Origin of the sequence: Thalassobellus sediminis (genome assembly GCF_044386045.1) — a bacterium.
GTDB lineage: Bacteria > Bacteroidota > Bacteroidia > Flavobacteriales > Flavobacteriaceae > Thalassobellus > Thalassobellus sediminis.
On record NZ_JBISCD010000039.1, the window covers coordinates 13,481 to 29,797 of the forward strand.

Consider the following 16,317-nt stretch of genomic DNA (forward strand, 5'->3'; position numbering starts at 1 on the left):
ATTACTTAACAGCAATCACACTTATTTCTACATTTACATCTTTTGGCAACCTAGCAACTTGTACTGTTTCACGTGCAGGCGCTGTAGCATCGTCAAAATAACTTCCATAAACATCATTTATTTTTGTGAAGTCATCCATATTACTAATAAAAATAGATGATTTAATAACGTTATCAAAAGTCATATCTGCAGCTGCTAAAACAGCTTTTAAGTTATTCATAACCTGCATGGTTTCAGATTTTATATCATCTAAAACTAATACGCCTGTTTCTGGATTAAAAGCAATTTGTCCAGATGTATATAAGGTGTTTCCACTAAGTACAGCTTGGTTATATGGTCCAATAGGAGCAGGAGCATTGGGGGTTGTAATAATTTTTTTCATGTTATATACTTTATTAACTCTTAAAGTTGAATGTCTGGTTGATTACGTTTTTCGTATTTTAAATCTTGTAAAATACTAGATTTTATACCAATAAAGAAATTCCAAGAAGCTCTAGTACTAAAAGGAATCCAACTAAAATTCATTCGCCAACTCATCAAATCGCGTTCAAAACGTAATTGTGTATAGGTAAACCCTGCGTTTTTTAAATCGTATCCAGAAGAAGCCCCTATTTTCCATTTTTCACCTAAACTAATATCACCAGAAAACATAAGAGAGTGTGATGATATTTCATTTTGTCTTCTTGAGTTAGAGTAATTTACTGAGTATGCAACACGTAAACTCCAAGGCACTTGGAAATTATAAAACTCACTAGGAACTTTATCATTATCGTCTTCTTCCTCTTCCTCAGGCCTTAAACGGTTAATTTGGTCGTTGGTAAAGTCTAAATCTTTGGGGAGGAAGTCTTCTGGTTGATTAAGGTTTTCATTATTGTTATCCTTTTTATCACCTTTTTTACTAGAAAAAGAATAGCTAGTTGTAAGATTAGCGCTTGTTAATCTAAATAAGCTACCGCCATTATCAATATTAAACTTGTCTATTTTATTATTGTTGTTATCTAATGCATACGGATCTAAAGTTGCACCAAAATTAATGCTCATTTTGTTATTTAGAATTTGAGTGCTACCACTCATTCTAACAGGACTCCATTGAAGCGAGTCGCCTGCAACGTTATAAGATGTAGAGAAGTTTAAATTGTTTAAAAGAATAATCTTTTTTGCTTCAGTAGCGGTGCTATCTTTATCTCGTACTTTAGCCTCTATATTGTTTGAAACAGACATGCCTATTGAACTTGAGAAATTTTTTCCAGGCACACCAAAAATACCTTGTTCAAAACGTGAATAGTCTACGTCACTTGTAGTTAATCCATCGGCACTAACAACTTCATAAGTATCATAATACTTTTCAAAAGCGGGGTTTATGTTGTAACTTAACGAAGGACGAATAATATGCCTTATAGCCTTAATCTTGCGGTCTTCTCCATTTTTTTCGAAGTTAAACATACCATATACTGTGGTTCCTACACTTGTACTAAAATTGTAAGTTCTATAAGAATCAAAACCATTTATAGTTTCTGTTACTGCTTTTCTTTCTATAGGGTCAAATGTCTTTTCAATTGTTTTAAAAGTCCAAACTTCATTAAAATTAGTACTTGCACTTAGACTAAAATATTTAAAGACTTTAAAATTTGTTGTTAAAGGAATGGTGTGTTGAAAACCAGCTTTGGCATCATCAAACATTTCTTTTTTAAAGAAAAGAGAATCTGTTGTTTGTATTCTGTTTTCGCCTCGTAGGTTATATTGTAAATTTATATTTTGTATGATACCTTTTTTTGCTCCAGTTTTTGATGCGAATGGATACATTCTACCAACACTTCCTTGAAATGTAGGTAGCGTCATGTTTATCTGTTGGGTGTTGGTGTTTTGTGAGTGTGTTGCTGTAACACTAAAATTAACCTGTGGCTCGCCTTGAAAAGTTTTTGAATAGGAAACCGAAGAGGCTAAGGTGTTGGTTAAAAAAGAAGCCCCCGAATTTATTTGATTAATGGAATTTCTATAATATTTGCTACTACCTAAGTTAACAGAAGCAGAGAAACGTGAATTCGGATTCGCTTTAGAGTCTTGACTGTGTGACCAGCGTAAGTTATATATAGTATTTTTAGCATAATCAGGAAAACCTTTTTCGCTTGTTATTAAGCTTTCGTATCTAAAACCTAAATTTCCACTAAATTTATAACGTTTTCTATAGGTGCTTTCTGTTCGAATACCATAACTTCCATTAGTATAATAGTCTCCAAGAACAGCTAAGTCTACGTGGTCATTTATAGCAAAGTAGTACCCACCGTTTTGTAAAAAGAAACCACGTGCGTTATTCTGACTAAAAGTAGGCATTAAAATACCAGACGTATGTTTTTCAGACTGAGGGAAAAAGCTAAAAGGGAGCCAAATAGGTGTTGGTATATCATATATATATAAACCAGCTGGACCTGTTATAATTTTTTTACCAGGAACAATTTTAGCTTTTAGAAGTCTTATGTAATATTCGGGATCTTCTTGGTCTTCTGCAGTGGTGTATTTTGCATTTCTTAAAAAGTATATCGAGTCATTTTCTTTTTTTGTAATCGATGCAATAACATGCCCTTCGCCTTGTTCTGTTTTAGAATTGTATATAAGAGCTTTTTTAGTTTCAGTGTTAAAAATAATCGAGTCTGGTTCTACAACGTTTGTACCTTGAGTAAACACAGGCTTTTGTGTGTAGCCGTCTGTAGAATCAATAATTCCTTTGGCATAAACAGTATTGTTCGTATAATCAAAAATAATACTTCCTGCAGTAATATTCATATCACCATTAGTAATACTTGCTTCGTTGAATAAAAACAATTTCTGCTTTTTTTTGTTGAATTTTGTTGAATCCTTGGCGTGGTAAACAATAATATGTTCTAAAAAATCTTTTTTAGGCTTTATAGAGTCTGTAAGAGTAGAATCCTGAATTTTTTCAGAAGCAAGAGGGTTGATTAGGCTATCAGAAGGTTTTAGAATAACAGTATCCTCAACACTAGGTTTGATAGGTTCCTTTGTTTCTGGAATATCTTGGGCGAAGCTTAACGTGTTAATAAACACTGTAAAACTTAATGCAAAAAGTATTTTAAAGTTGTTTGTATGCAACGCTTTTAAATGTATTTTTGTAAAAGTATGGCTCGGTTTTTGAAAAGCCAAAATTACATATATTTTTCTGTGATTGATTTATTATTCAGTTAAAAATTTAAAATTAAAATAAACCGAATTTTTTAGTCGTTAAATCGCTAATACATCATCTCTAATTATACTTTGTAAAAAGTAAAAATATACTTGATGTTACATAGGTTCGATTAAGCACAATATTTATACCAAGATGAAAACGAATTCAATATTAATTTTCGTATGCTTTATAATAGTATTAACATTTTCTTCATTTGTTGATGATGAGCAAGATGTTAATAGAGATAAATTTATTGTTGTTTTAGATGCAGGACATGGAGGTAGAGATCCAGGTAATTTAGGAAATGGTTATAAAGAAAAAAACATTGCTTTAAAAGTAGTGCTAGCAGTAGGTAAAGAGCTAGAGAAAAACCCTAATATAAAAGTTGTTTATACACGTAAAACCGATGTTGCTGTAGATTTAAAAGAACGACCTAAGATAGCAAATAAAGCGAAAGCAGATTTGTTTGTATCAATACATTGTAACTCGCATCATACACAAGCTCATGGAACAGAAACTTTTGTTTTAGGAGTTGCAAATACAAAGCGTAATTTTGAAATAGCAAAAAAAGAGAACTCGGTTATTCTTCTCGAAAATGATTATAAAAAAAAGTATGAAGGATTTAACCCTAATTCGCCAGAGACTACAATTGGTTTAACTTTAATGCAAGAAGAATATACCGATCAAAGTATTCAACTGGCAAGTATTATAGAGAAGAATTTCACAAAAGGACCCAAAAGATATAGTAGAGGCGTAAAACAGGCAAGTTTATGGGTTATTCATCAAACGGCAATGCCAAGTGTTTTAATTGAACTAGGTTTTTTAACAAATAACAAAGAAGGTGTTTATTTAAATTCAAAAAAGGGACAACAAGAAATTTCAAAATCTGTAGTAAAGTCTATCTTAGAATATAAGGCCTCTTTAGATAATAATGTAGGCGATTTTGTTTATGAAAGTGATGATGTTAATTTGGAGCCAGTTATAGAAAATGAATCTATTTACAATAATATCACATTCAAAATTCAAATAGCGGCAAGCTCAAAAAAACTAGAAACAAAACCATATAATTTTAAAGGTTTGAGCAATATCTCAAGAGTTAAAGAAGGAAACTTATATAAATACTTTTATGGAAGTACTTCAAATTATAATGAAACAAAAAAGTTAGCAAGCGATGCTAAAAGAAAAGGCTATGCCACTAGTTTTATTGTTGCTTTTAAAGATGATAAAAAAATATCACTAACAGAAGCTTTAAAAACAACAAGTAATTAAGTGAGTTCTTTTTAAATTTATTTTAAATTTGTACATCTAAAACATTATAGTTTGAAAATATCAAAAGAAGTTAAAGTTGCTTTATTAGTTGTTTCAGGAATTATTCTTGTTATTTTTGGGTTTAACTATTTAAAAGGCCAAAATTTATTAGTCCCTAACGATGTTTATTATACAGAATTTGATTATAATGCTTTATCAAAGTCTTCTATTGTAACAGTTAAAGGTAACCAGGTAGGTAAAATTCAAGACATTGAATATGACTATAAAACAGGAAAAACTATTGTTACTTTTTTTGTAAATGAAGAATTGAAATTCTCAAAGAATAGTATTGTTAGAATGTATGAAACCGGATTAATGGGAGGTAATGGTCTTGCTCTAATTATAAGTGAAGAAGGTGAGACTGCAAAGCCTGGAGATAAACTTAAATCGACTATTCAAGTTGGTCTAGTAACAAGTCTTTCAAAAAACTTCTCAGGTTTAAGTACAGATTTAAATGCAACTTTAAAATCTACAGATACATTAATGTCTAGTTTAAACGAGCTTGTAAACGATGAGTCTGATAAAGGATTAAAACATACTATAGCAGAATTGAACGAAACTTTAAAATCGTTTAAAAACACTTCTAATTCTGTAAATGGTTTTATCTCTGATAAAGATGGAAACATTACAGCTATGTTAGAAAAATTTAAAACATCAAGTGAGAATTTAGCAGCTTTAACAACAGAATTAAAAGACGCTAATGTTGGTACTACTGTAGCATCATTAAATAAAACCTTAGATAATTTAAATACTGTATTAGCTAAAATAGATAACGGTAAAGGAAGTTTAGGGAAGCTAATGAACGAAGAAGGTTTATATAATAATCTTGAAGGGGCAACTAAAGAAATGGAAGAACTTCTTAGAGATATAAAACTACACCCGAAACGCTATTTTAGAGTATTATCTAAAAAAGAAATACCTTACCAAGAGGAACAAACTAACTAAATAACCAAATGGAATACATTCCTAACATAATTTTTGCTGTCTTATTAATTTTAGGGATAGGCTATTTTACTAAAAATGTAAAGACGCTTATTCGTAATATTAAATTAGGGCAAGATGTAGATGTAAGCGATAATAAATCGCAACGTTGGAAAAACATGGCAATGATAGCCTTGGGGCAAAGTAAAATGGTTCGCCGCCCTGTTTCAGGGTTTTTACATGTTATTGTTTATGTAGGTTTCATAATTATAAACATTGAAGTTTTAGAGATTATAATTGACGGACTCTTTGGTACGCACAGAATTGGTTTAAGCATATTGCCACAAGCTGTTTACGGATTTTTAATAGGAGCTTTTGAGGTATTAGCCGTTTTAGTATTAGTATCTGTTACTCTTTTTTGGATTCGTAGAAACGTAATAAAAATAAAACGTTTCTGGAAAAGCGAAATGACCAGTTGGCCAAAAAACGATGGTAATTACATTCTGTATTTCGAAATGGTATTAATGACCTTGTTTTTGGTTATGAATGCTACCGATATTCATTTTCAAGCAGCCAATTCAGGTAATGTTATAAGTCAGTTTATAACACCTCTGTTTAGTGGTTTAACCGAAAGCACACTTCATATTATAGAACGCGGAGCCTGGTGGTTACATATCATTGGTATTTTAATATTCTTAAATTACTTATATTTTTCAAAGCACCTTCATATATTATTAGCGTTTCCAAACACCTATTATGGTAAAATAGCTCCAAAAGGGCAGCTAAATAATTTAGAAGCTGTTACCAACGAAGTAAAAATGATGATGGATCCAAACATCGATCCGTTTGCAGCACCAGCCGAAGGAGCAGACGAAGAAGTTCCTGCAAAGTTTGGAGCCAGCGATGTGCAAGATTTAAGTTGGGTACAATTACTAAATGCCTATACCTGTACAGAATGCGGACGTTGTACAAGCGAATGTCCAGCAAATTTAACAGGTAAAAAACTATCGCCACGAAAAATAATGATGGATACCCGCGACCGTTTAGAGGAAGTCGGGAAAAATATTGATGCTAATAAAGGTGAGTTTGTAGACGATAACAAACAGTTATTGGGCGATTACATTATGCCAGAAGAACTTTGGTCATGTACCACCTGTAACGCATGTACAGAGGCTTGCCCAGTAAGTATAGATCCTTTATCCATTATTTTAGAAATGCGTCGTTATTTGGTTATGGAGCAAAGTGCAGCACCAACCGAGTTAAATAATATGATGTCTAATATCGAGAACAATGGAGCACCTTGGCCATATAATCAAATGGATAGATTAAACTGGAAAGACGAGTAAAATAATTTGGGCGTTACCCGTAAAGGGTCGGGCTTTTCGCTGTATCTTTTTTGTGAAAAAACAAAAAAGGATGCCGCTACAATCCCTAACGCGCAGTACAACAACCTAACAAATTAAGAACATGAGTGAAGCTTTAAAAGTGCCTACCATGGCAGATTGTATGGCAGAAGGCAGACAACCAGAAATTTTGTTCTGGGTAGGTTCGGCAGGAAGTTATGATGATAGAGCTAAAAAAATAACGAGAGCTTTTGTTAAAATATTAAACAACGCTAAGGTCGATTTTGCTGTTTTAGGAACCGAAGAAAGTTGTACAGGCGATGTTGCTAAACGTGCAGGAAACGAGTTTTTGTTTCAAATGCAAGCCGTAACCAATATAGAAGTTTTAAATGCTTACGAAGTAAAGCGCATTGTTACTGCATGTCCACACTCTTATAATACACTTAAAAATGAGTATCCTCAACTAGGAGGAAATTACGAAGTACAACATCATACACAGTTTCTAGAAGAGTTAATCTCTGCAGGACGTTTAAAAATAGAAAGCGAAAATACCTTTAAAGGCAAACGTATTACATTTCACGATCCTTGTTACTTAGGGCGTGCAAATAGTGTGTACGAAGCTCCAAGAACATTATTAAAGGCTATGGGCGTTGAATTGGTTGAAATGAAAAGCCACAAAGGAACAGCATTATGTTGCGGCGCAGGAGGTGCACAAATGTTTAAAGATGCAGAAAAAGGCGATAAAGAAATTAATGTTTTGCGTACCGAAGATGCACTTGATACAAAACCAAGTATCATAGCAACAGGTTGCCCATATTGCAACACCATGATGACAGATGGTGTAAAATTTAAAGAAAAAGAAGCAGAAGTAACAGTTTTAGATGTTGCCGAATTAATTGCTAATGCTCAAAATTTATAAAAAATTAAAAAAAATAATATGCTTAAGTACACATTTCTTTTATTCATAGCTCTATGTTTTACTAGTAATATTTTTTCTCAAGACAAAACTAAAGACGAGGTTTTACAACTAATAGCAGAAGATACTTGTGAGTGTATAAAGAATGATGAGACTTCATTTACTTCTGATAAAACTTTAAACCAAAAAGAAATTGCATTAGGGTTGTGCTTGATGAAAAGCTTTAATGAAAGAAAAGCTGAATCAAAAGAATTAGCAGATACAGGAATGGATCAATTTGAAGCTATAGGAGAAGAAGTTGGTTTAAAAATGGTTGGAACATGTGGTGTTGAGTTTATGGCAATTTTTACTAATGATCAGTTGGCTGAATTTGTTAATGATGAAGTTACACCAGCACCTCCAGCTGTAAAAAACGAGAATGATCTTCAATTAGAAGCTCAATTAGTAGCGCTAAATAACGACGTTATATCATATTTTGAAGTTAATGATGATTTTGATAAGTCTCATGTTTTTTTAATAAATGAACAATTTGAAGGTTATCAATTATTAAAAAAGTCTAATTTTAAAAAGTCATTTAAAATTTATTATAAAGAAATAGACTTATTTGATTTGAGTGTGCGTAAGTATGTAAAAAAGAATGTTGTTAAATATTTAGAATTACTTTGATAAAAATATGTTAGTAGACTTTAATAGATTACCAGAAGAATCTCGTGTTTGGATATATCAAGCAAATCGTTCGCTTACCGAACAAGAAATAGAAGAAATTCAGGGTAAAATAGAAATTTTCATAGGGAATTGGACCGCTCATGGTGGTGATTTAGAAGCGGGTTATTTGGTTAAATATAAGCGCTTTATAGTTCTTGGTTTAAATCAAAATTTAAATAAGGCAACTGGCTGTTCTATAGATGCGTCTGTGCATTTTATTCAGCAGTTAGAAAAAGAATACAATATAGATTTAATGGATAAAATGAATGTATCCTACAAACAAGGAGAATACATTGCATATAAAACACTTACCGATTTCAGAAAAATGGCAAAAGATAAAGCCATTTCAAAAAACACCATTGTTTTTAATAACTTAGTTAATAATATTGCTGAATTTAATGAAAATTGGGAAGTACCTGCAAGTGAAAGCTGGCATAGTCGCTTTTTAGCTAAATAATTGTTAATTATTCTTCACTAGAAAATATTATGTAATTTTTTGCGTTTTTTTGAGACTTAAGTTGTTTATAGTATAGCTAACAAAAATTACTGTCAGATTTAAAAAAGTAATTTGCTTTTATTTTTAAAAACGTTTTAATGAAGAATATTTATTTTACAAGTTTATTCTTGTTTTTACTCAGTTTATCAACTTTTGCTCAAGATTGGACAACAAATTTTGAAGCAGCAAAGCAACAAGCTTCAACTAAAAATCAGAATATAGTTTTGGTGTTTCAGGGCTCAGATTGGTGTGCGCCTTGTATCAAGTTAGATAAAGAAATTTGGAGTTCTCAAGAATTTCAAAAATTAGCTAAAGATCATTTTGTGATGCTTCAAGCCGATTTTCCTAGAAGAAAAGCAAACAAATTATCAGAAGCATTAACAGCTCAAAACTCTAAGCTAGCAGAGGCTTATAATAATCAAGGTTATTTTCCTTTAGTTGTTGTTTTAAATGACAAGGGAGAGGTTTTAGGAAAAACAGGTTATGAAAAAATAACACCATCAGCTTATTTTAAAAAACTAACAGCTTTTGAAAAATAAAGTAATATTCACATGTCTTTTTGTTTTTATAGTCAGTATTTCTGGGTTCTCTCAAGAGGTCTATAAGCGAACGCTTAAATTAATGGGTAGTCGTTTTGATATTTCCGTGGTTGCCGGAAATCAAAAAGAAGGTGATGCTTATATAGATTTAGCGGTTAATGAAATTTCAAGAATAGAAACATTAATTTCTTCTTGGGATGTAAACTCACAAACATCTCAAATAATTAAAAATGCAGGTATTAAACCTGTTGTGGTTGACGACGAGTTATTTCAACTTATAAAACGAGCCATTAAAATTTCAGAGTTAACTAAAGGCGCATTTGATATATCGTATGCATCTATGGATAGAATTTGGAAATTTGATGGAAGTATGACGCAAATGCCTTCCGCGGAAGCGATAAAAAAATCAATAACTAGAGTCGGGTATAAAAACATAGTGCTAGACGAAAGTGATCATTCTGTCTTTTTAAAATTAAAAGACATGAAAATTGGTTTTGGAGCCATAGGAAAAGGCTATGCTGCAGATAAAGCTAAAATTTTGTTACAAAAAAATGGTGTAAAGGCAGGTATAATAAATGCTTCGGGTGATTTAAATGCTTGGGGAAAACAACCAGACGGAAAAGATTGGATGGTTGCTATTGTTAATCCGTTAAATAAAAGCAAAGTTTTTTCATGGTTGCCTGTAAGTAACGGTGCAGTTGTTACATCTGGTAATTATGAGAAATACGTAACATTTAATAATGTTTTGTATTCACACATTATTGATCCTAGAACGGGTTATCCGAGTACTGGTATTTTAAGCGCTACTATTTTTACTAAAAATGCAGAGTTAGCTGATGCTTTGGCGACGTCAATTTTTGTAATGGGTGTAGATGTGGGCTTAGATTTTATAAACCAGTTAAAAGGGGTGGAATGTATTCTTGTTGATAAGAATAATAAGCTTCAAACATCAAAAAATATAAACATAAATCAAACAAATTAGTATGAGAAAGTTTGTAACAGCATTATTAATTATTGCTTCGTTAACATCATGTACGGTTGTTAAAGAGTATGAAAAAGTAAATATAAACGACCCTGATATGGCTTTAACTAAAAAAGGCTCTGATAGGTTTATAACAAACTTTCAAGTGTATAGGGAATCAGCATCAGGTGCCAATGGAGGTAAGTCTGGTGGAGGTTGTGGTTGTAATTAATTTTTGATTAGGTTTTATATATGAAAAATATATTTATAGTTATATGTGTTTTAAGTGGTTTGTTTTCTTTTTCGCAAGAAGATCAATCTACAGCATATAAAAAGCGTGTTTTAGAAACTACCGAGGTAGATTTTTTAACAAGTTATTATTCGCAAGATGGAGATAATGCTTCGGTTACAGGAGGAATTGGAGATGAGCATTTAACCGATTTTACACCAACATTTGTAATAAGTGTACCGTTAAATGATGATGATGTTTTAACAATAGACGCAGGTATATCTGCATATACATCAGCTTCTTCAAGTAATTTAGATCCGTTTGATAGAACTAAAGATGTTACAATAACCAGCACTACTGTAGTTTCTGGTGCATCAAGTTCAAGGTCTGTAAATAGTAGTTCTGTAGCTAAAGTAGTTTCTCCAACACCTTGGGCAGCTTCTACTGGAGCTTCAAGTAGTGATACTTGGGCTAGCATAAGTGCAGATTATAGTCATAGTTCTGATGATAGAAATACTATTGTTAATGCCGATGTGTCTTTTGCTAGCGAATATGATTATATGTCTATTGGTTTTGGCGGAGGCATAACCAAGCTGTTTAATGAAAAAAACACAACATTTAATATAAATGCTAAAGTATATTTAGATGCATGGCAACCAAAATATCCAACAGAATTAGATACTTATTTTGTTGATGCTAATCAAAGCTTAAATAACAGCTTTTTTGCAAATGTTGATATATTAGACCAAAGTGGAACCGCTATAGATAAAAACGGAACTAATGTTTGGGCTCCGGTAAAATCTCCAATTATAAGTAATAAGGCTAGGAATTCGTATTCATTATCATTTAGCTTTTCTCAAATACTAAGTAAGAATGCTCAAATGTCATTGTTTTTCGATTTGGTGCAACAAGATGGTTGGTTGGCTAATCCAATGCAACGTGTATATTTTGGTGATGTTGATAATTTTTATATTGGTAATGCATCAAGTATTCCAAACTACACATCACGCTCTAATGATGATGTATTTCAATTAGCTGATGATATTGAACGTTTACCAAGTAAACGATTTAAAATACCAGTAGGCATGCGTCTTAATTATTATTTAAGTGAAATTTTTACACTTAGAACCTATTATCGTTTTTACTCTGACGATTGGGGTATTACATCGCATACCGCAGAGATTGAGTTACCTATAAAAATTTCTAGCAAGTTTACGCTATATCCATCATATCGTTATTACAATCAAACAGCAGCCGATTATTTTGCACCTTATGAAGTACATGTGTCTACTAGCGAATTTTATACTTCAGATTATGATTTATCTAAGTTTATTGCCAATCAATATGGGTTAGGTGTTAGCTATACTGATATTTTTGCAAAAACACATATTGGTAAATTTGGTTTAAAAAGTATCGATTTAAAATATAATAGTTACGAGAGAAATACAGGTTTAACGGCTGGTATTATCTCAGCAGGATTTAAGTTTGTAATGGATTAAATTTGTTTACAACCTTATTATAATTCTATCTTAAAGTCTTTTTATCTTCTTAGTAAAAGTGTTATTTTGGCATGATTATTAGTATTATAACTAATACTAATAGTCTGCTTAATTAATACACTTTTATGCGCCATACTATATATATACTTTTTTCTTTTTTTATAACGTTTACTGTAGTTGCTCAAAAAACAGATAATCCATTAAAAACCATAGATGTAGAACTACAACAAAAATGGGTAGATAGTGTTTATACATCAATGACTTTACAAGAAAAAGTAGGTCAATTATATATGGTTCAGGTTATGTCCGACCAAGATAATACGACTAAAAACAAGGTTGTAAAATTAATAAATGACCATCATATAGGAGGGATAATTTATTCAAACGGAGGTCCTGTTAGGCAAGCTAAATTGAATAATGAGTTACAGGTGCTTTCTAAAATCCCTTTGTTAATAGGAATGGATGCCGAGTGGGGGTTAAGCATGCGTTTAGATTCTACCTATGCATTTCCTTGGAATATGACATTAGGAGCTATAAAAGACAACAAACTTATTGAAGAAACAGGTAAACATATTGGCGAGCATTGCAAGCGTTTAGGGGTTCATTTTAATTTTGCACCTGTGGTTGATATTAATACCAATCCGTTAAACCCTATTATTGGAAACCGTTCTTTTGGTGAAGATCGTGATAACGTTACTGAAAAAGCACTGGCTTTTATGAAAGGTATGCAAGGAGCTGGTGTGTTAGCCAATGCAAAACATTTTCCAGGTCATGGCGATACCGATCAAGATTCTCATAAAACATTACCAACTATTAATTTTAATGAAAAACGTATAGATTCTATTGAGTTATACCCTTATAAGAAATTAATTAAAGAAGGACTTTCTAGTGTTATGGTAGCACACTTAAATGTGCCTAGTTTAGAACTTCGCGATGGCTATCCTTCATCCTTATCAAAGCACATTGTAACAGATATATTAAAAGAGCAGTTAGGTTTTCAAGGTTTAATATTTACCGATGCTCTTACCATGAAAGGAGCTGCTAATTTTAGTGAAACAGGGGATATAGATTTAGCTGCCTTTAAAGCAGGAAATGATGTCATGTTAATGTCTGAAGATGTTGGTATTGGTGTTTCTAAAATTATAGAAGCTTATAATAAAGGCGATATCACTGAAGCACGTTTGGCTCATTCGGTTAAAAAAATACTTCAAGCAAAATATAAAGTTGGTCTAAATAATTACGAACCTATTGGTATTCATAATTTGGTTCAAGATTTAAATAGACTAAAAGATGATATGTTGTATGAAGAGCTTATTGAAAACGCTTTAACTATTTTACAAAACAAGACAGCTATATTACCAATTCGGCAGTTAGAAACAAAAAATATAGCTTATGTTAAAATGGGAGATGCTGATGGTTCTGTCTTTTTTAATGAACTAAAAAAGTACACGAAAGTACACGAAATTAAAGCCGATAACTTAGATGATTTAATGGGGCGTTTACAAACATATAATACCGTTGTTATTGGTTTCCATAAGTCTAATGAAAGCCCATGGAAAAGTTATAAGTTTACAGATAAAGAACTTGTATGGTTATATGAAATAGCTAGAAAACATACGGTTGTTTTAGATGTTTTTGCAAAACCATATGCGTTAATGGATTTAAAATCTATTGAAAACATTGAAGGTATTATAATAAGCTATCAAAATAGTAGAATAGCTCAAGAAAAATCGGCGCAACTTATTTTTGGAGCTTTAGGTGCAAAAGGACATTTGCCGGTATCTGCTGGCGATAATTTTGTTGAAGGAGAAGGAGTTCCTTCTTTTGGAATAAAACGTTTAGGATATACTATACCTGAACGAGTAGGAGTAAATTCAGAGAAATTAAATAAAATAGATTCTATTGCTAACATGGCTGTAAATAGAAAAATGACACCAGGGATTCAAATTTTAGTTGCTAGAGAAGGTAAGGTTATTTACAATAAGAATTTTGGAAAGCATACTTATAAGGGTAAAGAAAAAGTGTCGTTTGATGATATTTATGATGTCGCATCTTTAACCAAAATACTAGCCACTTTACCACTTTTAATGGAATTAGAAGAACAAGGTGTGGTTACTTTAGATGATAAGTTATCTAAAATATTACCAGAGTATAAAGGTTCTAATAAAGCCAACGTTACTATAAAAAAAATGTTATCGCATTATGCTAGATTAAGACCTTGGGAACCTTTTTATTACCACACATTAGATACCATTACTAAGCGTCCTAGTAAAAAGTATTATAGAAGCGAACGAAGTGCCGAATTTAATATTGAAGTATATAAAAATTTGTATTTACGTTCAGATTATCAGGATTCTATTCAGAAAATAATTAAAGATTCAGACTTGCTTGAAACTTTAAGATACCGTTATAGTGATTTTCCTTATTACATTTTAAAGAAATTTATTGAGAATTATTACGACAGAACATTAGATGAGTTAGTACAAAGACATTTTTATAAATCATTGGGAGCTAATAACACCATGTATAACCCTTATAGAAGAATAAGTAATAAAAAGATTGTACCTACTGAAATTGATGATTATTACAGGCATCAAAAGGTACAAGGGTATGTACATGATATGGGAGCAGCTATGCAAAATGGCGTAGGCGGACACGCTGGTGTATTTAGTAATGCCAATGACGTAGCTAAAATTATGCAAATGTATTTGCAAAAAGGTTTTTACGGAGGTAAACAATATTTTAATTCAGAAACCTTTGATAAATTTAATACCTGTTATTATTGTGAAAGCAATAATAGAAGAGGAATTGGTTTTGATAAACCTCAATTAAGTGATGAAGGGCCTACTTGTGGCTGTGTGTCAATGACCAGCTTTGGCCATTCTGGTTTTACAGGAACTTATGCTTGGGCAGATCCTGATGCTGAAATTGTATATGTATTTTTAGCAAATAGAACTTATCCAAATGCAGGTAAAAATCTATTGTTAAAAGAAAATATTAGAACAGAAATACAACGCTTAATTTACGAAGCGATTGAAGAATAAAAAAAGTTAGTCTTGAAAATTTAGAATAAATTTTTATGAAAATAGGTATTGTTTGTTATCCAACATTTGGAGGTAGTGGTGTAGTTGCTACAGAGTTAGGCTTAGAACTTTCTAAGCGCGGACACGAAGTGCATTTTATCACCTATAATCAACCTGTTCGGTTAGAGTTAATAAGTAATAATGTGCATTATCATGAAGTAAATGTACCAGAATATCCATTGTTTCATTATCAGCCTTATGAGTTGGCTTTATCTAGTAAGTTAGTAGATATGGTTAAGCTTCATAAAATTGAAATATTACATGTGCATTATGCTATTCCACACGCTTATGCGGCGTATATGGCTAAAAAAATGCTAATAGAAGAAGATGTTTATGTACCCATTGTTACAACCTTGCATGGTACCGATATTACGCTTGTTGGAAGTCACCCCTTTTACAAACCCGCAGTAACATTTAGTATTAATAAATCAGATGCAGTAACTACAGTTTCTCAAAGTTTAAAAGACGATACTTTACGGTTGTTTGATATAAAAAACGATATTTCTGTAGTGCCTAATTTTATTGATTTAGATAAGTATAATCATAATTTTACAGATTGTCAGCGTGCTATGATGGCAAATGATGATGAAAAAATAATTACACATATTAGTAATTTACGACCTGTAAAACGGGCACAAGATGTTATTTCTGTTTTTTATAATATTCAAAAAGAAATGCCTGCAAAGTTAATGTTGGTAGGCGAAGGTCCAGATCGAGAACAAATAGAGATTCGTTGTCAAGAATTGGGTATTTTAGATAAAGTAATTTTCTTTGGAAGAAGTAATGAAATTGATAAAATTCTTTGTTTTAGTGATTTGTTTTTATTGCCTTCAGAAACTGAAAGTTTTGGTTTAGTAGCATTAGAAGCTATGGCTTCTGGTGTGCCTGTAATATCAAGTAATACTGGTGGGATTCCAGAAGTTAACATTCATGGTGTTTCTGGGTTTTTAAGTAATGTTGGAGATTTAGATGATATGACCAAAAATGCATTGCATATTTTAAGTGATTCTGAGCGTTTAAAAACATTTAAAAAGAATGCTAGAACAGAAGCTTTAAAATTCGATTTACATGCCATAGTACCACAATACGAAGCTATTTACGAAGATACTTTAGCTAAATGCCTCGTATTGTAGTTTTTA

14 protein-coding genes are annotated in these 16,317 nt (G+C 31.8%); 12 read left to right on the top strand and 2 right to left on the bottom strand.

The features are described from left to right. Window position 1 precedes the first annotated feature (1 nt). Both ACH5TW_RS04840 and ACH5TW_RS04845 read right to left on the bottom strand, forming a co-directional pair. Entirely contained in the window at window positions 2-382 is a 381-nt protein-coding gene (locus tag ACH5TW_RS04840) for a RidA family protein (RefSeq protein ID WP_439335361.1), read from the bottom strand. Between the two features lie 20 nt (window positions 383-402). Next, on the bottom strand, window positions 403-3,156 hold the full coding sequence (locus ACH5TW_RS04845; RefSeq protein WP_439335362.1) for a putative LPS assembly protein LptD: 2,754 nt from the start codon (window positions 3,154-3,156) through the stop codon (window positions 403-405). A 175-nt stretch (window positions 3,157-3,331) separates the two neighbouring features. Between ACH5TW_RS04845 and ACH5TW_RS04850 the strand changes: the two genes are divergently transcribed. From ACH5TW_RS04850 to bshA, 12 genes are all read left to right on the top strand, one after another. Further along, window positions 3,332-4,447 carry an N-acetylmuramoyl-L-alanine amidase family protein gene (locus ACH5TW_RS04850; protein WP_439335363.1) on the top strand — a complete coding sequence of 372 codons (1,116 nt, stop codon included), beginning with the start codon at window positions 3,332-3,334 and terminating at the stop codon, window positions 4,445-4,447. Between the two features lie 51 nt (window positions 4,448-4,498). Beyond that, window positions 4,499-5,431 (top strand): MlaD family protein, encoded by a 933-nt coding sequence (locus ACH5TW_RS04855; protein WP_439335364.1) that lies wholly within the window; start codon window positions 4,499-4,501, stop codon window positions 5,429-5,431. A gap of 8 nt (window positions 5,432-5,439) precedes the next feature. After that, entirely contained in the window at window positions 5,440-6,753 is a 1,314-nt protein-coding gene (locus ACH5TW_RS04860) for a 4Fe-4S dicluster domain-containing protein (protein WP_439335365.1), read from the top strand. A gap of 121 nt (window positions 6,754-6,874) precedes the next feature. Further along, entirely contained in the window at window positions 6,875-7,669 is a 795-nt protein-coding gene (locus ACH5TW_RS04865; RefSeq protein WP_439335366.1) for a (Fe-S)-binding protein, read from the top strand. An 18-nt stretch (window positions 7,670-7,687) separates the two neighbouring features. Beyond that, window positions 7,688-8,332 carry a hypothetical protein gene (locus tag ACH5TW_RS04870; RefSeq protein ID WP_439335367.1) on the top strand — a complete coding sequence of 215 codons (645 nt, stop codon included), beginning with the start codon at window positions 7,688-7,690 and terminating at the stop codon, window positions 8,330-8,332. 7 nt (window positions 8,333-8,339) lie between these two features. After that, on the top strand, window positions 8,340-8,828 hold the full coding sequence (locus ACH5TW_RS04875; protein ID WP_439335368.1) for an ABC transporter ATPase: 489 nt from the start codon (window positions 8,340-8,342) through the stop codon (window positions 8,826-8,828). 137 nt (window positions 8,829-8,965) lie between these two features. Then, window positions 8,966-9,406: a thioredoxin family protein gene (locus ACH5TW_RS04880; RefSeq protein WP_439335369.1), complete on the top strand. Its 441-nt coding sequence runs from the start codon at window positions 8,966-8,968 to the stop codon at window positions 9,404-9,406. After that, on the top strand, window positions 9,396-10,388 hold the full coding sequence (locus ACH5TW_RS04885) for an FAD:protein FMN transferase (RefSeq protein ID WP_439335370.1): 993 nt from the start codon (window positions 9,396-9,398) through the stop codon (window positions 10,386-10,388). The genes ACH5TW_RS04880 and ACH5TW_RS04885 overlap by 11 nt, the downstream gene beginning before the upstream one ends. Before the next feature lies 1 nt (window position 10,389). After that, window positions 10,390-10,599 (top strand): DUF4266 domain-containing protein, encoded by a 210-nt coding sequence (locus tag ACH5TW_RS04890; protein ID WP_439335371.1) that lies wholly within the window; start codon window positions 10,390-10,392, stop codon window positions 10,597-10,599. Window positions 10,600-10,619: 20 nt separating this feature from the next. Then, window positions 10,620-12,095 (top strand): DUF3570 domain-containing protein, encoded by a 1,476-nt coding sequence (locus ACH5TW_RS04895; protein WP_439335372.1) that lies wholly within the window; start codon window positions 10,620-10,622, stop codon window positions 12,093-12,095. A gap of 125 nt (window positions 12,096-12,220) precedes the next feature. Beyond that, complete coding sequence (locus ACH5TW_RS04900) at window positions 12,221-15,139, top strand: serine hydrolase domain-containing protein (RefSeq protein ID WP_439335373.1); 2,919 nt, start codon at window positions 12,221-12,223, stop codon at window positions 15,137-15,139. Window positions 15,140-15,174: 35 nt separating this feature from the next. Continuing rightward, a complete protein-coding gene (gene bshA / locus ACH5TW_RS04905; protein WP_439335374.1) occupies window positions 15,175-16,311 on the top strand; it encodes an N-acetyl-alpha-D-glucosaminyl L-malate synthase BshA in 1,137 nt (378 codons plus the stop codon). Window positions 16,312-16,317 lie beyond the last annotated feature (6 nt).